This is a genomic window from Chitinophaga sp. H8 (assembly GCF_040567655.1).
Classification (GTDB): domain Bacteria; phylum Bacteroidota; class Bacteroidia; order Chitinophagales; family Chitinophagaceae; genus Chitinophaga; species Chitinophaga defluvii.
This window is the reverse complement of sequence record NZ_JBEXAC010000001.1, coordinates 2,411,571-2,430,728: the sequence shown is the minus strand read 5'-3', so window position 1 is coordinate 2,430,728 and position 19,158 is coordinate 2,411,571. Positions and strand designations below refer to the sequence as shown.

15 protein-coding genes and 1 tRNA gene are annotated in these 19,158 nt (G+C 43.0%); 7 read left to right on the top strand and 9 right to left on the bottom strand.

Annotated features, from left to right (window positions below; translation table 11 throughout):
- Positions 1-9 precede the first annotated feature (9 nt).
- The gene (locus ABR189_RS09155; RefSeq protein ID WP_354660169.1) at positions 10-1,056 is read right to left on the bottom strand and encodes a FecR domain-containing protein; all 1,047 of its coding nucleotides are present in this window, start codon (positions 1,054-1,056) and stop codon (positions 10-12) included.
- A 188-nt stretch (positions 1,057-1,244) separates the two neighbouring features.
- Between ABR189_RS09155 and ABR189_RS09150 the strand changes: the two genes are divergently transcribed.
- Together ABR189_RS09150 and ABR189_RS09145 are read left to right on the top strand one after the other, a co-directional pair.
- The gene (locus ABR189_RS09150) at positions 1,245-1,853 is read left to right on the top strand and encodes an RNA polymerase sigma factor (RefSeq protein ID WP_354660168.1); all 609 of its coding nucleotides are present in this window, start codon (positions 1,245-1,247) and stop codon (positions 1,851-1,853) included.
- A 66-nt stretch (positions 1,854-1,919) separates the two neighbouring features.
- Positions 1,920-2,003 (top strand) — tRNA-Leu (locus tag ABR189_RS09145).
- Positions 2,004-2,090: 87 nt separating this feature from the next.
- On the opposite strand, the gene ABR189_RS09140 is transcribed toward ABR189_RS09145, so the two are convergent.
- The 3 genes from ABR189_RS09140 to ABR189_RS09130 form a co-directional block, all read right to left on the bottom strand.
- A complete protein-coding gene (locus tag ABR189_RS09140) occupies positions 2,091-2,495 on the bottom strand; it encodes a (deoxy)nucleoside triphosphate pyrophosphohydrolase (RefSeq protein ID WP_354660167.1) in 405 nt (134 codons plus the stop codon).
- Positions 2,492-3,487, bottom strand: coding sequence for an HNH endonuclease (locus tag ABR189_RS09135; RefSeq protein ID WP_354660166.1), 996 nt, complete (start codon positions 3,485-3,487; stop codon positions 2,492-2,494). The genes ABR189_RS09140 and ABR189_RS09135 overlap by 4 nt, the downstream gene beginning before the upstream one ends.
- A gap of 245 nt (positions 3,488-3,732) precedes the next feature.
- A complete protein-coding gene (locus tag ABR189_RS09130) occupies positions 3,733-4,806 on the bottom strand; it encodes a flavin monoamine oxidase family protein (protein ID WP_354660165.1) in 1,074 nt (357 codons plus the stop codon).
- 159 nt (positions 4,807-4,965) lie between these two features.
- On the opposite strand from ABR189_RS09130, the gene ABR189_RS09125 reads away from it, so the two are divergent.
- Positions 4,966-5,859, top strand: coding sequence for a helix-turn-helix domain-containing protein (locus tag ABR189_RS09125; protein ID WP_354660164.1), 894 nt, complete (start codon positions 4,966-4,968; stop codon positions 5,857-5,859).
- A gap of 101 nt (positions 5,860-5,960) precedes the next feature.
- Positions 5,961-6,317, top strand: coding sequence for a DUF2200 domain-containing protein (locus ABR189_RS09120; protein ID WP_354660163.1), 357 nt, complete (start codon positions 5,961-5,963; stop codon positions 6,315-6,317).
- A gap of 87 nt (positions 6,318-6,404) precedes the next feature.
- On the opposite strand, the gene ABR189_RS09115 is transcribed toward ABR189_RS09120, so the two are convergent.
- The 3 genes from ABR189_RS09115 to ABR189_RS09105 are packed head-to-tail and all read right to left on the bottom strand — an operon-like array spanning position 6,405 to position 11,957.
- Positions 6,405-7,742 (bottom strand): TolC family protein, encoded by a 1,338-nt coding sequence (locus tag ABR189_RS09115; RefSeq protein ID WP_354660162.1) that lies wholly within the window; start codon positions 7,740-7,742, stop codon positions 6,405-6,407.
- An 18-nt stretch (positions 7,743-7,760) separates the two neighbouring features.
- A complete protein-coding gene (locus ABR189_RS09110; RefSeq protein WP_354660161.1) occupies positions 7,761-10,871 on the bottom strand; it encodes an efflux RND transporter permease subunit in 3,111 nt (1,036 codons plus the stop codon).
- Between the two features lie 21 nt (positions 10,872-10,892).
- Positions 10,893-11,957: an efflux RND transporter periplasmic adaptor subunit gene (locus ABR189_RS09105; protein ID WP_354660160.1), complete on the bottom strand. Its 1,065-nt coding sequence runs from the start codon at positions 11,955-11,957 to the stop codon at positions 10,893-10,895.
- A 212-nt stretch (positions 11,958-12,169) separates the two neighbouring features.
- Here ABR189_RS09105 and ABR189_RS09100 point away from each other — a divergent pair, with 212 nt between their 5' ends.
- Positions 12,170-12,532: a VOC family protein gene (locus ABR189_RS09100; protein WP_354660159.1), complete on the top strand. Its 363-nt coding sequence runs from the start codon at positions 12,170-12,172 to the stop codon at positions 12,530-12,532.
- Between the two features lie 172 nt (positions 12,533-12,704).
- On the opposite strand, the gene ABR189_RS09095 is transcribed toward ABR189_RS09100, so the two are convergent.
- A complete protein-coding gene (locus ABR189_RS09095; protein WP_354660158.1) occupies positions 12,705-15,317 on the bottom strand; it encodes a DUF7133 domain-containing protein in 2,613 nt (870 codons plus the stop codon).
- 344 nt (positions 15,318-15,661) lie between these two features.
- On the opposite strand from ABR189_RS09095, the gene ABR189_RS09090 reads away from it, so the two are divergent.
- A complete protein-coding gene (locus ABR189_RS09090) occupies positions 15,662-16,531 on the top strand; it encodes a pirin family protein (RefSeq protein WP_354660157.1) in 870 nt (289 codons plus the stop codon).
- A 125-nt stretch (positions 16,532-16,656) separates the two neighbouring features.
- Positions 16,657-17,250, top strand: coding sequence for a Crp/Fnr family transcriptional regulator (locus ABR189_RS09085; RefSeq protein ID WP_354660156.1), 594 nt, complete (start codon positions 16,657-16,659; stop codon positions 17,248-17,250).
- A gap of 487 nt (positions 17,251-17,737) precedes the next feature.
- On the opposite strand, the gene ABR189_RS09080 is transcribed toward ABR189_RS09085, so the two are convergent.
- Positions 17,738-19,021 carry an HAD-IB family phosphatase gene (locus tag ABR189_RS09080; RefSeq protein ID WP_354660155.1) on the bottom strand — a complete coding sequence of 428 codons (1,284 nt, stop codon included), beginning with the start codon at positions 19,019-19,021 and terminating at the stop codon, positions 17,738-17,740.
- Positions 19,022-19,158: the final 137 nt, after the last annotated feature.

Genomic DNA, 19,158 nt, shown 5'->3' with positions numbered 1-19,158 from the left:
GGAGCAGGGTTATTCAAATCGGATAAAAACAGTATCATTTAATTGACGGTAAGAGAAATTATTACTGAAGCTGATGGCGTCCAGCACTTCATTAAAACGTTTGTTCTGGAATACACCTGTAAATAATACGGTATCCTTTGGTGTATTCTCCAATTGAATGGTAGCACCATAATACCATTCCAGCTGTTGTGATATCTGCTGCATATCTGCATTAACAAATTCCAGTTTACGGGTCAGCCAGCGTTGTATCTCTGTTGTATCAAAATCAGACTGGTTAAATTGATAGCTGCGGGCATCCAGTTGGACTTGTTGTCCGGGAGATAGTTCCAGGGTTGCCATATTCTGGTTATTCTGTATAGCCTGCACTTTAATACGTCCTGTGGCCAGTTTAATATTCGCTTCCTGGGTTCTTTTCCCGGACTTAACCAGGAAGGAGGTACCCAGTGCGGTAGTAGCTGTTTGTGGTGTAATAACCACAAAAGGCCTGTCTTTATCCTGGTGTATTTCAAAGAATGCCTCTCCTTGCAGGTATACATAACGGCTGCGGCTGTTAAAGTCGGGAGCTATGGTAAGGGTGCTGGATCCGTTTAGGGTAACCCGGCTTCCATCGGGGAGGGTGATTGTTTGACGGTCGTTGAAAGCGGTATGGGCTACCGGCAGGTATTTCCCGGCCAGGGCAACACTTATTTCATATACCGGAGCTGTAGGTGATGCAGGTTTATACAGGAGATATCCTATTATAAAGACAGCGGCCACACTCGCAGCTGCCATCCATCTGTAGATTCTGCTATTGTCTTTGGAAGGTATGTGAAGAGATGGTTCATTTTCTACACTTTGTTTGAGCCTGGCCAATACTTGCTCTTTATCTTCCGCTGCAGGTGTAACAGCGATAATATGGCATAACTCCTGAGCTATTCTGATTTCCTGTGCCTGTTCAGGATGCGTTTGCAGGTAGTTTTCCCAAAAGGCTATATCTTCCTCATTACTGGCGGTGCAGTAGTTAATGAAACTCTCTTCCAGCAGGAAATCAGCGGCTTTAAAATCGGTATATGACATGTCGTTCTTTTATGATCAGATCTGGTTGTTTTATACAAGTGTGGCAAAACATGTTTTTTTACCAATGGGGAATGCGTTTTTTTTATTAAAATATTTATCATATATTACCTTTCAGGTAAGTGTCCGCTCTTTTGATGAGCTGTAGCAAGGTTATTTGCCCGGGTTCAGCACCAAATCCTTCCCATGCCATGACCTTTAATAAGCGAGATATTGATAAGAACTGGCAGCTTTTAGCAGAAGGAGAGCGCCAGGGTTTATATGAATGCTTCAATATTTTCTATGAAGACCTCTACAAATTGGGATTGTCATTATATAAGGATCCTGAGTTAGTAAAAGAAAGCATTCACGATTTATTCCTCGAACTCTGGAAGATCCGCCAGCGACTGATTACTGTAAATAATATTCAGCAGTACGTGATCACTATCTTCAAACGTGTACTTTATAAAGCAAAAAAGGGCCAAGGTTATGCCATATTTGAAATTGATGGTCTGGAAGGAGGAGAGGACCAGTTACTGGCTACTGAGGTTTCCTATGAAGAAGTACTGATCGCCAGTCAGCAAAACGCGGCTATACAGGAACGGTTACACATCGCTTTGTCCGAATTGTCTGAACGGCAGAAACAACTGATACGGCTAAAGTATTTTGAGCAGTTGAGTTTCCGGGAAATAGCTGATCAAACTGCCCTTACAGAGCGTACCATCTACAATACTCTTCATAATGCCATGCAGCTGCTCCGGAAGAAAATCATCCGGGAGTTTATTATACTCCTTTGGTTGATGAACAGTGGAGAGGCCTGAAATATTTTCAACTCATTTTTGGAAAATTAAATAAAGTGTCTATTTTTGCACCCCATAATACGGGATGCCCAGATGGCGAAATTGGTAGACGCACTGTGTTCAGGTCGCAGCGTTCGCAAGGATGTGCTGGTTCGAATCCAGTTCTGGGCACTTAATGAAAGCCGGAGATTTTATCTCCGGCTTTTTTGTCTTAAATAATAATACCCTTCCTTTATGGCTTTCACATAGCATATAAAGTCATAAAGGCATTTTTATTGTTCTATCTAAAAATTCTTGCAAAATTGGTACATCGGCAGGCGCCCAGTCTAAGTCTTTTAATTCAAAACTTGTAAACCATCCAATTTGGCGATGTTCATGCAATATAATTTCACTTTCTACATAGTCGACAATAAAAGGAATTAGTTCGACTGTAAAATCCCCATAATTAAACAGGCTATTGCTTAATCTACCTTTAATGAGCATAGAGAGGTTTAATTCCTCCAATAGTTCTCTTCTTAGACATTCTACTTCAGATTCTCCTTTGTTTATTTTACCACCTGGGAACTCCCATTTTAAAGGTAATGACATCGTTTCACTACGTTGAGCAGCTAGTATCTTACCTTCTCTTAAAATGATTGCACAAGTAACCCGAATAGTATTCATCCTTTAAAAATAATTGTTCGATGGTATTCTAAATACACTTTTTGTTGATCTGTAAAAGTTCCCACAAACATATCAGTGTTGATAGACCAAATATTTAAAATAGGTTGAATGTTTTCCCGGCTCACTAGAAGGTGACCTTGATCAGAAAATGAAATCCATCCTTTATCGAATAATTTGTCTATATGAGGAGATAATAAAAGGCCATTGTACCCATCAATACGTTCTTCATTAGAAGAAACTTTCCATGGTTTGATGTGGCTTGCAATTAGCAGACGTTTATCAGTTAAGCCTGTGATGCGACATTTTGATTCTATTTTTTGAACGTTAATACGGAAATCCCCTTGTCCTACACGGGCCATGATTAATTGTTGCTTCTGTGTTGTAGAGATGGAAGCCAGTTCAATGTCTCGTTCTTGCGCTCTTTCTACAAGTGTTGTATCAATTTCCTCTATTGCTTCGCTAGTGCCATTATTGGTTTGTTCTATTAGATATAACAACTTATTTCCGAGTTGACTGCCAATTTCGGCGAGATAAACGCCTTGATTTCCATTACCATTTGCCTGGATAGGAGCATGTTTAGACGGTAGAAGTGGAACTATCTGGCTTAAGTGATCTTTAGGAACTAATGGACTCCATAGCTTTTGCCACTGTACACTAACTAACCAGCCGGTTTTACCCCATTGATGACCTGTTTTCCCAAATTCAGCCGGCCGCTCCTTATTTTGGACCAAAGCAATGACTTTACCAACAGCGGGAATTTTGCCATTAGCATATGAGAAAATAATGTCGCCAAGGGCTGTTTTTGTTAGATTAATGTAGGTCTGATTAGTAGAACCATTATTATTTTTCTGAGGAGACCAAATATAACCTTCATTTACTTCGACTTTACCAGTTTGCTTGTGATTTACCCACCAAAAAGATAAGGTAGAGCTCATTTTAATTGCTGCAAGAATATGTTCCTCCCGGATTTTATTAAAGACATCCTGTACCATATGGTAAGTGTGTTTGATGTTTAAATCCCTTTTTTATAATACTACTGACTTGACAATTCCTGGAATCACGCCTCCATGACAGGGGGCGCAGAAAAAAGGGGCTCCAGAACAAATATACTGATGATCTCTTTTCCATGCAATCTCGTTGTTTAATTTGAGCATATAAGTAGAGGAGGGATTGTGGTTTTCTTGAGTGATTAACTTTCAGTAAAGAGGTGAAAAAGCATTTTAAGCGTAGCAGCCGCTTATCCAGCTTGCGTTTTATTAAACAGGTTGTGGGATATCTTTAGTGCTGCAGCCACTGCACCTTCCATATATCCCGGATCTTTTGAGGATGTTTCTGTTCCGCAGAAAAATAATGATTGATCAAAATAAGCGTGCTGTAATAACGGATGACCATTGTTTTGATGTGGCCGTTGTATGACCGGGGTACCGGTAATAATATATTGATCTGCCCAGATTTTATCGAAGTAAGCGGAGGCGGTGTTGGCCCGGGGGCCAAATAAGGAAGCCAATTGTTGTAATACCAATTCTTTTCTGATGGCTGTGGTGTAAGCAACCGCTCCTCCATTAAGGAAACCGGTAAAGCCGTATTTGGTTGCTTCATAGTTGGTATGGTCATACATTTCGGTGATGATTCCTGCATGACTATATAACATGCCTGAATAGCCTTGCTCACGCCAGAAAGGATGTTCGTACTCAACTACAAATTTTATCGCGCCGGCCATCCAGGTTTGTACCGTAGGGAGCAATGCCTGGATCGTGTCCGGCAACACTGGTGAAAACGTAATCCCGGATGCTGCCAATTGCGGTGGTATACAAATAGCTACCTTAGAGGCCATGTATTTGCTACCTGTGGTGGTCTCCAAAAGTAGGTGGTCCTGCCTTTTTTGAATGGATTTTACCTGATTGTTTAACTGGATAGTTTCTTCGGGGAACTTTTCACAGAGGGTATCAATCAGTACCTGAGTGCCTCCGGCAATGCGGTAGGATGGTGTGTCAGACGCCGGCACATAGAACCCCTGGGCCGGCTCAAATGACTTGGTCTGGAAAAGAGATATTCCACCGGAGTATTGGGGGAATTTTTCTATTTGCAGTTCCGTTAGCAAGGCCAGCAGGTGGGTATGTATGTCAGAAAACCAGGTAGCTCCAAGTTCTAATGGTGTATTTAAAGGGCCATTGATTGTCTGTATTCTACCACCAACCCTTTCAGAAGCCTCCAGTATGATTATATCTTTTCCCTGTTTTGTAAGCTGGTAGGCCAATGTGAGCCCGCTTAGCCCGGCCCCAACAATAATTATATCTTTGATATGCTCCATCGGTTTAATAAAATGCTGCAAAATTCGGCTATCATAACAGTTGCTTATGGTACTATTGGGAATATTCATGGTAATTTTGGGCAATCTGAGGGAGGCAGGGCTTGGCTAACAGATATCTATTCTTTAAAATTGTAGTCTATCCAACAGGACGCTTTATCCATGAAACGAAAAGAAGCCATCAGCGAATATCATCTTAACAAACACCGGCCTGATAAGCCTCAATTTGCTATTCATGATCTTAAAGCCTATTTAACCTTAAATCAGGGAAAAGCAAATAAACCACACATTCATAGCTTCTTTCAGATTATCTGGTTTAAAAAGGGATCTGGAAAGCACTTTGTTGATTTTAAGGCATATGATGTCTTTGAAAATGCGATTTTCTTTATAGCCAGGAACCAGGTACACTATTTTGATGAAAATACGGAGTATGATGGGGTCCTGATTCACTTTAGCGAGTTATTCCTGACACCCAATGAAAGTAGTATTGACTATCTGATGAAGTGTAGCTTGTTCAATAACCCTTACCAAATGCCTTCCTGTTGTATAGGCAGTAATATTGAAGCTACTTTATCTATCTACATTAACCAGATTTATACTGAATTGGAAACGGAAGAAGATTTTGCCAGCGATGAATTGCTGCGTACCTATCTGAAAGCCTTTCTTATACAGGTACAGCGGGGGAGGAATGATTTTGAACGGGCAAATGGGAAAACACCATTTATGCTCGATGAAAAGCGGGAGCAGCTGATCCGTTTTGTAAATTTTGTTGATGAGCATTTTATTAAAGGGGTTACCGTGGCGGAGTATGCGCAGTTATTACATATTTCATCACGTACCCTGTCTGATTTAACGGCACAAACGTTGAATAAAACACCATTAACTGTTATACAGGAACGAACTGTGCTGGAAGCGCAGCGATTATTGTTACATTCTGATTTGAATGTAAACCAGATAGGGTACCGGTTAGGGTTTGATGATCCTTCCTACTTTGTGAAATACTTCAAGAAGCATACAAAGATATCTCCGTCTGAATTCAGGAAATCCATTTCCTGATTATCATTCCGAATAAAAACGCTGTTTGTCTGGTTGTTTTTGTAATTTAATTATTGGAAAACCAGGGAAGCAGCGCTTGCTTATCATTAAAAATTATTAGCATGAACAGTAATAACACCAGGGTTTATAGAATGTCTTTTGCCAGTGTTTATCCCCATTATATTCAAAAAGCAGAGAAAAAAGGACGCACAAAAGCGGAGGTTGATGAAATTATATACTGGCTGACAGGATACAATGAAAAAACATTACAGCAGCATATTGACAATAAGACTGATTTTGAAACCTTTTTCGCCCAGGCACCACAAATTAATCCTAACGTTTCTAAGATTACCGGTGTAATTTGTGGGTATCGTGTAGAAGATATAGAAGATAAGCTAATGCAACAAATCCGTTATCTGGATAAATTGATTGATGAATTAGCTAAAGGTAAGGTAATGGAAAAGATTTTAAGGAAGTAGGCCTTTTCTTTTAGCAGGAACGCTGTACATCTGATTTGAGATATACAGCGTCCCTGATTTAAACAAACTATTTGTCCTGTTGCAGCATTATTGGAGCTTTAATAAGCCCTGCGCACGTTTTAACTGCACCTGAATGACTTTCTGATTATAAACAGCCTGCAGATAATTAATCTTTGACTGTGTCAGCGCGAGCTCAGCATCTGTCAGCTCAAGCCTTGTACTCAGCCCGTTGCGGTAGCGGTCGTCCATCATATCATAACTAAGCATTGCCAGTTCCACTGTCCTTTTCTGAATATGAAGTTGCTCATTCGCTTCTCTCCATTGCATCAGAAGGGCAGCCAGTTCCGACTTCACGGTTTGTTGCAGATCTTCCAGCCCAATAGCTTCCTGCCTGATCTGAACGTTAGCCTGGCTGATCCTTGATTTTATCCGGCTACCGGAGAATATGGGTACATTAATCTGTAATCCTGCAAAAGAAGTAGGGGGCCATACATACTGTCCCAGTTTAAAATGGTCGGCCTGTGCCTGTAGTTGGTATTGTCCTATGGCAGAGAGCTGTGGTAACTGAGCCGCTTTTGCTGCAGCAAGCACTACCTTGCTTTTTTCTGTTAGTAATTGCCGGACAGTAATATCCTTACGCATTTGCCCCGCAGTTTCAAGGGCATCTCCCAGCTCATAAGCCATTGCCGGAACTTCAGAGGTAAGCGTATCCGAGAGTTCGATAGCAGCAATGTCATCTATCCCGATCAGCCTTTTCAGGTGGATGCCAGCCACCTCCAGGTTATTACGCAGGTAGGAGATCGCTGATTTCAGATTTTCTACTGCAATGAAAGCACGTAATGTATCTGCTTTGAGGCTGCGCCCCTGGGCAAACAGGGAACGGGTATCCCGCAGTGCTTTTTCATTTCGGAGAAGGCTTTGTTGCTGCAGATTAATCTGTGATTGCATCAACAGCATATTAAAATAACTGATGGATATTTGCTCCCCGAGATTGCTTTCCAGATCGGCGGTCTTTTCCCGCTGTATTTTTTCATCATAAAGTGCTGCCTTTACCTGCTTTCTGGCAGCTTCATTAAGCAAGGGCTGGCTGGCTGCTACCCAGCCATTAAAAGCCTGTTTTCCGCCTACACCTATATCCTGCACGGGTTTCGTTGTACCGGCAAAAGAGCCGGGAAGAAAGATGACCTGGCGGTCAAAATAATGGAGGTAATTACCCCCTGCAGTAACGGAGGGTAGCAGCTGGCTTCGCACTTCCTTCGTAAATTCCTTTTGGCGTATTTCTTCCAACATCTGAATCTGTACCTGTTTGTTACCCTTGGCTGCCATTGCCAGAGCTTCGGAGAGGCTGATTCGCTTTACCGTTTGCGTTTTGCCCTGAAAGGCTGAAAAGAGGAGTAACGATATCATTATATTTTTTAGTTTCATTGTACCTGATTTTAGAAATTATAGGTCATATTCCGCCCCGGTTGTATTTAATACAGGTTCCGGCTCCTCATCTGCAACTTTCCTGCGTTTGCTGCTGGACAGGTAAGAGTAAACGGCAGGGATAATGAATAGGGTTAAGATACCGGCGAAGATCAGACCACCTGCGATGACAATGCCCAGAGACTGACGGCTGTTATGTGTCATGGCAATCGGTAGTGCACCGAATATCATTGCCAGTGATGTCATCAGGATGGGACGAAAACGCTGCTCCGCTGCCTGGATAGCTGCCTCAAATTTTGAAAGCCCCGACTCTTTAAGATGATTAGCAAATTCAACAATAAGAATTCCATTTTTGGTGATCAACCCTACGAGGGTGATAATTCCGATCTGGCTAAATACATTCAGGCTCTGCTCAAACCAGCTCAAACTGAGTATTGCGCCGGTTACTGCCATTGGCACCGTAAGCATGATGATGAGTGGATCCCGCAGGCTTTCAAACTGTGCGGCAAGGATCATATAGATCAGCAGTAGCGCAAGAATCAAGGTAAGTGTTATGTTGCCCTGGCTTTCTTCATAGTCCCTGGACTGTCCTGCAAGGGATGTTTTGAAGTTGGTGCCAAGCACTTCTGTTTGAATACGTTTCATTTCTGCGATACCATCAGCAAGGCTGACGCCTGGTGCCAGTCCGGCAGATACTGTAGCGGAGGTATATTGGTCATAACGATAAATAGCGGCCGGACTAATGCCCTCTTTGATAGTGACCAGGTTATCCAAGGAGATCATATGGCCATTCACCGAACGGACATACATGGATTTGAGATCGCTGATCTTATTCCTGTTTTCCCGTTCCACTTGGCCAATTACTTCATATTGGCGGTCGTTACGTAAAAAATAACCATATCGCTGACCTGATAGCGAAAGCTGAAGTGTTCTGCCCACTTCCTGGATGGATACACCCATAAGAGCGGCTTTGGGACGATCAATGCTGATTTGTAGCTCTGGCTTGTTGATTTTCAGGTCTGCATCTACAAACATCAGTTTTTTGCTTTGCCGGGCAGCCATTAGAAACTTGTTCAATGCTGCGGAAACTGTATCGAGCGATGGCCCCTGTAATACAAATTGCAATGGCATTCCACCTCCATAGCGTGTACCAATAGTAGGAGGTAAGTACGGAAATAAAAGTAAGCCCCTGAAATTGCCGGAAGCAGCTGCATATTTATTGTACAGGTCTTGTACGGTTGCTTTCCGTTCCTTTGGTTCCTTCAGATAGATTGACTGTACAGCAAAGCTTGTGGGAGCCGGAGCTGGAATAAAGGAGATCGCCACCATAGAATAGGTCTGGTACAATCCTTCAGTAGAATCATTTACATACTTTCCTACTTCCGTCATTTGCTTTTTCATGTAGTCGAAGGACACGCCTTCAGGAGCTATCGCAATCAGATTCATGTTGGAACGATCTTCTATAGGAGCTAACTCGGCAGGTAATTGTTTACCTATGAAATAGATCAGTGCTCCGGCGCCTGCAAGAAATACCCAGGCCATCCACCGTACCTGCATGAATCTATTCAGCAGATAGGCGTATCCATTATTCAAGTGAATAAAGAACGGTTCTGTTTTCCGGTGCAGCCAATTGGGTTGGTGCTGCCTCTTTAAGAGATAAGCGCTCAACATGGGGGAAAGGGTCAGCGCAACAAAAGCAGATACCAGTACTGCACCGGATACTACAATAGCAAACTCTTTGAAGAGCTGCCCACTGATGCCGCCCATGAATACAATTGGCAGAAACACCGCTGCCAGCGTAATAGTGGTAGATATAACCGCGAAATAAATTTCTTTCGATCCCTTAAATGCAGCCTGTACAGGTGTCATACCTTCTTCTACCTTCTTATAGATGTTTTCCAGTACCACGATAGCATCATCTACTACAAGTCCTATAGCTAATACAAGTCCCAGCAGGGTCAACACATTGATTGAAAAGCCGGAAATGTACATGATAAAGAAGGCAGAGAGAATAGAAACAGGAATAGCTAACACAGGTATTATGGTAGAGCGCCAATCCCTTAAGAATAGAAAAATGATGAGCACAACCAGGCCAAAGGCAATGAACAGTGTTTCTTCCACTTCCTTGATAGATTCCCGCACCGGCTTGGTGAAATCAAAGCCAACAATAAGCCGGTAGTCACTGGAAATCTCTTTACGGAGCTGTTCCAAACGCCGGTAAAACTCGTCGACTACCTCAATGGCATTTGCTCCCCGTTGGATTTGTATAGCAATCCCAACACCAATACGGTTGATATTGTCTGTTTCGTTGATAATGGCAGTACGTTCATTGAGTTCACCCAGTTCCGCAAATCCAATATCCTTTAAGCGGACCACTGAATTACCGGTTTGTTTTATAATCATGTTATTGAACTCCTGCTCGGTGGTCAGGCGGCCTAAGGTACGCACGGTTAATTCTGTTTGCTGGCCTTCTATTTTGCCGGACGGCAGGTCCAGATTCTCCCGCTGTAAAGCCTGCCGTATATCTTCCGGTGTAAGCTGGTAAGAAGCCAGCTTAACGGGATCGAAGCGTAACCGCATGGCATATTTATGCTCACCAACAACGGCTACCCGGTTAATGCCAGGGATGGACTGCATCCGGTCTTTTATAACTGTAGCGGCTAAGTGACTTACTTCTTTTATATCCCTGGTGTCACTTTCCACTTCAAGAAAGGCCACTAGGTTATCCGGAGAACTGGCTTTCTCTACAATGGGCGGATCAACATCAGCAGGCAGCTGGTTACGGGATTTTGCCACCTTGTCACGAACATCATTCAGGGCATCTTCCAGGTCAATATCCCGGTTGAACTCAACAGAAATAACACTGGCCTGTTCCCTTGATTCTGAAGAGATGGTCCGTACTCCATTAGCTTCTGCCAGAGATTCTTCTATGGGTCTGGTGATTTTGGATGCGATTACATCCGGACTGGCGCCAGGGTAAAAGGTAACAACTGAAATGACCGGGGCCTCTGTAAGTGGAAATTCACGGATGCCGAGGTTTTTTAATCCCACCAGTCCCATGATGATGATCAGCACAGAGAAAACACCAGCCAGTACCGGCTTTTTTATACTTAACGTTGGTAAGTTCATAATAGTAAGAATTTGCGAAGGTTATTTGGATGTAACGGCCTGTACTGGTGAGCCGTCACTTAGCCGGAGTGTATTGGAGACGATAACACTATCACCGTTTTGCAAACCGGAGGTAATGATGGCCCGGGATTCCGTTCTGTTATTAATAATGACAGGTATTACCCTTGCCTTTCCTGCTTTGAGGACATATACAGTATACCCACCATTTCCTGGAAGCAGTGCCTCAGTTGGTATAGTAATGCCCTTGGTACCCGTACCAACTGTAGGGAAAAAGATCCTGGCAGACATTCCTGTTTTTAACTTATTACCGGCATTTGGAGCAACGGCCTGGACCAGCATACTTCTGTCCGCAGCATTTACTCCTGGCTCTGTGGCCTTGATGGTTGCGGGGGATTGATCAGGAGCAAGCGCGGTTGAAAAGTGGATGGTATTGCCATGCTTTATCAGTGGCAGATATTTTTCCGGTACAGAAAAGTTGACCTTGATCTGTTGTTGATCCTGGAGATATACAAGCTCCGTATTAGGTGTTACATAGGCCCCGGCTACCACTTTGGATATACCTATCTTGCCGGAAAATGGGGCCAGGATAACGGTCTTCGCCAGGTTGGCTTTCAGTTGTTCCTTTTCTGCCTCCAGTACCTGAAGCCGGGTAGCCACTTCATCATATTCCTGTTGCTTAACTGCTTCCGTTTTAAGCAGTTCGGCGAGCCGCTGTTCATTCAGGCTGGCTAGTTTCAATTCGGCAGAAAGCTGTTTTAGACGAGCCTGGAGATCAGCATCGTTCAGTTTATACAATAGCTGATCCCTGGAAACATTATCCCCATCCTGAAAGCCTATCTGTAGTATTTTCTGTGGCACTTCGCTTCGGATAATTACCTCCCTGTAAGGTAAAGTGGTACCGGTGATAATCTCCTGTTGAATGAGGTTTTCCTCCACAGCCACCATTACATCTACCGGCAGTGCGGTAGCTGGGGCGGGAATACCTGTGTTTTTCTTTTGAGCAGACTTGCTGTCACTGCATGCTGACAACAGACTTATAATAACAGCCGATAACAAAATGGCCGGGTAGGTGAATTTTTGTAACATAACATTGTGATTAATGTGAATGCTTAATGTTTTGGATTGATCACAAATGTAGAAGCTGAGAAAGTGCTGGATTTATACTATAAGCGACAAGTTTTATAAGATTTTGTGTGCAGGCCGGAAAATCATCCAATCTTATACAACGGCTTCTTAGTATTGCTTTTTTCAGGCAGATAACCACCATCATTGCTTACCTTTAAAAAAAATAAGAACTTATGGCAGGCACGCACACTGATAGCAAACTAAAACATGAGCAGGTACAGTATCTGGAGTTTTTGTCTAAAGATATTAGCCGTGCAAAGGAATTCTATACCAGGAGCTTTGGTTGGAAGTTTGTTGATTACGGACCCAACTATACGGCATTTGAAGGCGACTATGTGGATGGTGGTTTTACCCCCGGAGAGCCAATAAAAGGCAGTGTTTTGGTTATTCTCTATTCAGATAATATTGAAGCCACCCAACAGAAAGTTGTGGCCGCAGGTGGGACCATTGTAAAAGATGTTTTCAGCTTTCCTGGCGGCAGGCGGTTTCATTTTACTGATCCGGATGGTTATGAGCTGGCTGTCTGGTCCTTGTAATAGCTACTAAGCTACAAAAAGCTGATAGAATGGGATCAGGTAAGGAGGAAGTTTTTCTATAAATTGACTATGTTGGGGTTGAGGTATCAGAATAGAAGTGCTTGAAACAAAAAGCCCGTTTATTGAACGGGCTTTTTGTTGATTGATATGTTACAACCTTTTAGAGGTCATTTTATTTCTTTTGCTGAGACAGGAAAGTAACCAGTGATGCAAGTTCTTCGTAGGACAATGCATTGGCTAGTCCGGCTGGCATCATAGATGTTTTCATTTCCTTCCGTGTCAGGATATCAGCTGTATTAACCGCAAATACTTCGCCAGCAATATTTCTCATCACTACTTTTGCAGCGGTTTCTTCCGTGATAAATCCCATATAGGACTTATTGCCCTTTGCAGTGATCATCACTGTAGCAAATCCTTGTGAAATAGAAGCATTAGGTTTCAGAATGGATTCAGCGATCTGTTCACGGTTCATGATAGATCCGATCTGTCCCATAAAAGGACCTTTCATTTTTTCACCCTTATTGATACTGTGACAGGCCACACATCCCTGGCTGGCAAATAGTACTTTCCCTTTGGCAGGATCGCCCTTTAATTTATTAATAGCAAGCAGTACATCTTCGATAGAGGATTTGCCTACCTGACCTTTTTTATTTTTTATTTTTTCAAGGTCTACTTTAGGTTCATTTACAGGAGCCGCAATTGCTTTTTTCTCTGGAGCAAAGGCAGCAATATCCATTCTGTGACGGGCGTCAAGGTCGCTGAAGAAAGGTTTCCGGACTGGACCAGCCTTAAGTGCTTCTTTTTTAAGGAACTTCTCGATAGCAGGTGACCCTTCCCAAAGTACGGCTTTATAATAAGGACCATGTGAATCGGGTCTGGTACCCCACCACCAGGAAGCATCATAAGCGTCTTCTTTTTTATACAGACGTGCCAGGGTAGTGATGATCTGGTTTTTCAGCTTAGGATCTTTAGACAGCTGGTAGGCAGCTATTAAACCATTCACTGCTTTTTCGTCGTGCATGTAGCGCAAAGCCCATAAAGCAAGGGTAGCATTCTTGCCATTGATTCCGGCTACGGCAGCATCCACTGCATGAAGATTTACAAGCGCCTGCACAGCGAGGTGAGGCAATACAATCGCAGCATTAGGCGTAGCATGAGGCCCTTCCACATCTTTGGCAGGTGCCACAAAGGAAGCCGGAACCGGCGTTTGTAACAAAGCGGTAGCCGCTTCCATACGGCCTAACCGTCCCAATCCGATTATAGCAGCAGCCCGGACACGTGGAGAAGGATCTGTAAGGCCATCCAGGAAAGGAGTTGATGAAACATCTTTCAGAATGCCTTTACGATCTGCCAAAGCTTTTAATGCATATTCTTTTACTACAGGATCTTTTGTAAATGCTGTTAAAGCAGGGATGCCATCTGCTCCGGCAGCCTGTGCATAAGTGAATATGCCGGCTACACGGGCATATAATGGTAGTTGTGCGTCTGAAGCGATGGTTAAAGCTGCCGCAATAGCTTGCTTATCTATGCGTGCGATCAGCTCCTGGGAAGCATTCAGGCGAGCTACAGCACTGGCAGATTTAAGTAGTTGTGCTAATTCTTCCACCGAGGCTTTTGCCAGGTCGGGGAATGCATGGTAAGTCCAGTTGTTGGGTACCGCCCGGATGACATAACCTTTGCTGTCACTACCGGAATAGCCTGCACCATCCCATGCAGAAAGGAAAAGTCGGCCGGAGCCGTCAACATCCAGATCGGTAATCTGCGGCAATTCTATAAAATCTTCTTCTTTTTGGGTAAATGTAGGGCCATCCGGTGTTACCCTGTGAATGTAAAGCATGCTGCGTCCCCAATCTGCCATCATTGGAACGTTATTATATTTTTCAGGCCAGTTAGGTTCTGCCATAAACAAGGCTCCGGTACCGGAACCACCACCAACATCCACCAGCGCTGGCAAAATTTCATCTGTAAAATGTTGAAATAATACAGGGTAGCCATATTCACCGGATTGGATATGGTGTGAAAACCGCACATTCCATCCACCGCCATCGTTAGTGTTTTCCCTTGTAAAAATGTTCATGTACGGGTCAATAGCCACATCATATACATTACGTGTTCCATGCGTGAATACTTCCATTTCGGTACCATCAGGGCGTACACGTACAATACCACCTCCAAGCATCGTTAGCTGCTTGCCGGAACGATCTGTGGCATTATGAAATCCAAAATCACCTACAGCAATATAGATCCAGCCATCAATGCCCATTCTGATGCCATTGGTGGCATGGTCGGTGCCCCGTTCCTGAATATATTTGGTATTGCTAAGGTTTTCAACAAGAGGAGTGGGAGGGCCGTCTGCCTTTCCATCACCATCCTTATCTTCAAAAACTACCAGGGCCATTCCGGTAGCTTTGCCGGTTTCTTTGGAAAATGTGGTGTGCAATACAAAAACCTGGTTGCCCTGCACAATAATACCACGGGGGTTATCTACCATTGCAAATTCAATATGCTGGTCCATTTTGCCATCGTTATCTTTGTCGATCAGCTTCAGGATCCGGCCTTTTCCGGGGTCTTTTCCCAGTGAACCGATCATATCTACCCCTACAAACACTTCACCGGTGGGAGCAACAGCCAGGCAAGCGGGGCTAGGCGTTACGTCAGGGCCGGAAAATCTTGTAATGGTTAATTCGGGTGGGTTAGGTGAGGGGAGTTGAGGATCTCCGATAAGTTGTTTTGCGCCAATAAGTACTGCAAAGGAATAGATCAGTCCAAAAGAAAATTTAATCATTGGTGTGTGCTGTTAATTTAATTTGGTATTACTTAACGTTAATATGATACTACTTAATAAGTGTTCAACGTGCATGAAAAATCCAGTTAATATAGAAAAATAAATTTTCCTGACAGAATTATTTTTGGGAGCGGTATAATTACCCCTCCCGGATAAATGTCCGGACGACAAGAGTACTGTTTTTTCGGCTGCTATATCAAATCTCTTTTGATCATCTCTTTCACTAATTCATGTAACCGGTGTTTTTGAATCTGGTCATCTGTTATATGCATCCTGCTGAATTCTTACCATAGATCAAGTCACTGCTTTTTTTAACGGGGTACATTTGTGATAAATTAATAGTTATGAAAAAAGCAATTGAAAAAATAGTATCCAGGCCGGCCCGTCCAGGTATGGTAGGAGATGGGTTCAGGGTGTTTAACTATATCCCTGGTACAGGTATTGCTCAACAAAGGATCAGTCCTTTTCTGATGCTGGATTTCAACGCTGAATTTGATTTTGGTCCATCCTCCCATATAAGGGGAGTGGATGTGCATCCGCACAAGGGTTTTGAAACAGTAACGATCGCATATAAAGGTAGTGTGGCGCACTACGATAGTAGTGGCCAAAGCGGTGTGATACGTCCGGGCGATGTACAATGGATGACAGCCGGTAAAGGCATTTTACACAAAGAGTTTCACGAGGAGAATTTTTCCCGTACAGGAGGCCCCTTTGAAATGGTACAGTTATGGGTAAACCTGCCTGCTAAGTTTAAAAGTGTAGATCCGCATTATCAGGCATTGGAAGCGGCAAATATGGGCCGGTTTCAGCTGGATAATGATGGTGGTGTGGTTAATGTGATTGCCGGAAAGGTAAATGGGGTAGAGGGGCCAGCTAAAACATATTCTCCGGTGAACGTATTTGATATACGGCTTAATAAGGAGGGGCGTTTTACTACCAAGGTAGAAAGCGGGCATAATACAGCCATGCTGGTGATTAATGGTAGTGTAACAGTGAATGGACAAGCTGCCGCTGAACATAGCTTTGTATTGTTTGGCCACGAAGGAGAGGATATTGAGATTACGGCAACAGAGAAAAGCGTGGTGTTATTGTTAAGCGGGGAGCCGATTAATGAGCCTATTGCAAGCTATGGTCCTTTTGTAATGAATACGGAGGAAGAGATCCGTGAGGCTATAATGGACTTTAACATGGGTAAATTTGGAGCGCTGGACTAAGTAAGGCAAAGGTTACTAATTTACAGAAAAACCGGACCGGCTATTTCATGACAGGGTCATGATTAGCCGGTTTTGTCTGTTGCGCAGGAATTTAAGTATTTTAGCCTGGCAACAATTTATAGCTTATGAAAGATGCGTTGGAGGTATTCAAACGATACCTTAAAGAGCATACCCCTCTTACGGAGGAACAGTTTGAACAGCTACAGCAGGAAGTGATGGTACGTAATTATACCAAAGGGAAAGTGTTACTGACTCCGGGGGAGCAGACGCATGATAGCTATTTTGTTTGCCAGGGCCTGCTGAAAGCTTACCGGAGAGATGAAGAAGGCAAAGAAAGTATTATCCAGTTTGCACCGGAAAACTGGTGGATTACAGACAGGAGCAGCGTGTATTTTGACGAACCAGCCAGCTTATATATAGAAGTAGTGGAGGATGCCGCATTGGTAAGAGTATCCCGGTTTTTCATAGAAAGAGCACAGGCCATCTGCCCTGCATTTGTCACATTCAATGTAACACTGCTGCATAATACCATCAGGCATATGCAAAACCGTATTTGTTTATTGCTGGGAGCTAGTGCAGAAGAGCGTTACCTTGATTTTATTCACCTGTATCCTAATGTATCGTTACGTGTACCACAGCTGATGATTGCCTCCTACCTGGGTATTACGCCAGAGTCGCTGAGCCGGGTAAAAAAAGAATTAGCGAAACGGTACAAGTAATTGGGTTTAACCTTTCCGGAGAGCGTTAAAAGCTCTTCCGGCAGCCAGGTTAATTCCCGTACTGATATTTTGGTCGGGCAGTAAACAAAAGACAATCAATATTGTTATAATCTGTACAATGAAGATCACCTGATTTACCTGAGAACAGCCACACAACCAGGGCCTCTGCGTTAAATGCCCGGATCTAACCTTTACTGCAAAATGTTTTTTAAGTAATTCTATTTAATTTGTTGATTACGAGTCGTTAACCTGCGCTTTTACTTTCATTTTATCATACTTTCGGGATAGTTTGGGGGGTACTATGGGGATACTATATAGGTACTTTATCTATGCCTTTACTATAGCTTTACTATGCTTTAACTATACTTAAGCTATGCTTCAAGGTAGGAAGGGCTGGCATATCAGTATTAATATGATATGTGATATCAATTAAGCGGGCCGCGATAAACGCAGCCCTTTTAATTGTCTATAATATTGTTTACAAATCTTAGTATAAAATCCTGAATTTGATAGTATGTTCGATTTGTTTCAATTCTTTCAGTAATTGTTTATCGTATTCCACACTGATGTCAGTGATGACATAACCGATCTGAGCATTGGTCATCAGGAACTGGCTCACAATATTTATTTTATTCTGCGCAAATACCTGATTTATTTTAGCCATCACACCTGGCACATTCTTATGAATGTGAATGAGGCGGTGGCTGTTTTCTACCCGGGGTAATTGCAGATGAGGGAAATTAGCGCTTTTATAAGTATCCCCATTGTTCATGAATCTGGCGATCTTCTTAGCTATTGATACCGGACGTTTGGGGTTGTCAAATACTACGATCCCCATTTGTGTGCAAAGTTTGTGGGAGAGCTGTTTTTTGCTGTTGCCCAGGTAGCCAATGGTTTTCAGCTTTACCGCCCTTTGCAGCTTTTCCGTTTCTATCTTTTCCCCGTCTCCTAGCAATATAATGCCTGCATCGGGTACATACTTTTCTTCAAAAGAGGTCTTAATACGGATAGAAAACCCGTCCTTTTTAAGGAATTGGACTGCTTCTTCTGGTACATCTCCTATGATTAAGCATAAAATACGGTTCTTAGGGTAAGAGATGGCACGTGGCAGCTTGTTGACATACAGGAACTCATCAAAGCTTGGTGTAACGTGATCTGCTTTTTCGGCTACTGATTTACGTTCTATATTTTCTGTGAAAGCATAAAACTTTTTGATCATGCCATATTCTTTCAACTGGAAATCAGAGTGGCCATCTCCGATACCATAGATTTCACCGGGTAATTTCAGGGTTTTGAGCAGTTTTACTTTTCCGCCTTCATCAGAGAGGGGGTTGCTGGCATCATAACCAATGATTTTACCGGTTTTATCAAATACAAAAGTATTAGCGTAGATATTTTCCTTTTTAATATGGTAGGAGCTGACTACAGGTGTGATAAATTCTTTAAAACCTCCGGACACGATCAGGACATCGTCTGCATGGTGTTTGAAAAATGCCTTGTTACGGGAAAAGGAAGCAGACACTTTTTTCTTTAAGTGTTTGATAAGCTGTTTCAGGTGGTCCCGGTTGGCCTCCAGTAACTGTACCCTGCCTGTCAGGCTTTCCCGGAAGGAAAGTTTGCCTTCCATGGCCAGGTTAGTCAGATCTTCTATTTTCTGATAAATTTTTTCCCTGTCAGGATGATCTTGTAGAGAGATACGTGCCAGTTCGTCCAGTGCTTCAACTTGCGTAAAGGTGCTGTCAAAATCAATGATATAATAATTTCTACCCACGAATCGATCGTTTTTTGCTAAAAAAGGCTCAATAATACGCAGTTTTATTAAGGAATGCTAGTGCCAGGTTGATTTTATCCTGAAAAGGTAGCGTCAGGGCCTATGAAAGCAGGAGATCTATAGCGCGTGGGTATGGT

Bases quoted from the DNA above. Each gene is read 5' to 3' on its own strand.
- ABR189_RS09095 (WP_354660158.1), bottom strand. From the start codon at position 15,317: ATGATTAAATTTTCTTTTGGACTGATCTATTCCTTTGCAGTACTTATT.
- ABR189_RS09100 (WP_354660159.1), top strand. From the start codon at position 12,170: ATGGCAGGCACGCACACTGATAGCAAACTAAAACATGAGCAGGTACAG.
- ABR189_RS09110 (WP_354660161.1), bottom strand. From the start codon at position 10,871: ATGAACTTACCAACGTTAAGTATAAAAAAGCCGGTACTGGCTGGTGTT.
- ABR189_RS09120 (WP_354660163.1), top strand. From the start codon at position 5,961: ATGAACAGTAATAACACCAGGGTTTATAGAATGTCTTTTGCCAGTGTT.
- ABR189_RS09125 (WP_354660164.1), top strand. From the start codon at position 4,966: ATGAAACGAAAAGAAGCCATCAGCGAATATCATCTTAACAAACACCGG.
- ABR189_RS09150 (WP_354660168.1), top strand. From the start codon at position 1,245: ATGACCTTTAATAAGCGAGATATTGATAAGAACTGGCAGCTTTTAGCA.
- ABR189_RS09085 (WP_354660156.1), top strand. From the start codon at position 16,657: ATGAAAGATGCGTTGGAGGTATTCAAACGATACCTTAAAGAGCATACC.
- ABR189_RS09105 (WP_354660160.1), bottom strand. From the start codon at position 11,957: ATGTTACAAAAATTCACCTACCCGGCCATTTTGTTATCGGCTGTTATT.
- ABR189_RS09155 (WP_354660169.1), bottom strand. From the start codon at position 1,056: ATGTCATATACCGATTTTAAAGCCGCTGATTTCCTGCTGGAAGAGAGT.
- ABR189_RS09140 (WP_354660167.1), bottom strand. From the start codon at position 2,495: ATGAATACTATTCGGGTTACTTGTGCAATCATTTTAAGAGAAGGTAAG.
- ABR189_RS09115 (WP_354660162.1), bottom strand. From the start codon at position 7,742: ATGAAACTAAAAAATATAATGATATCGTTACTCCTCTTTTCAGCCTTT.
- ABR189_RS09130 (WP_354660165.1), bottom strand. From the start codon at position 4,806: ATGGAGCATATCAAAGATATAATTATTGTTGGGGCCGGGCTAAGCGGG.
- ABR189_RS09090 (WP_354660157.1), top strand. From the start codon at position 15,662: ATGAAAAAAGCAATTGAAAAAATAGTATCCAGGCCGGCCCGTCCAGGT.
- ABR189_RS09135 (WP_354660166.1), bottom strand. From the start codon at position 3,487: ATGGTACAGGATGTCTTTAATAAAATCCGGGAGGAACATATTCTTGCA.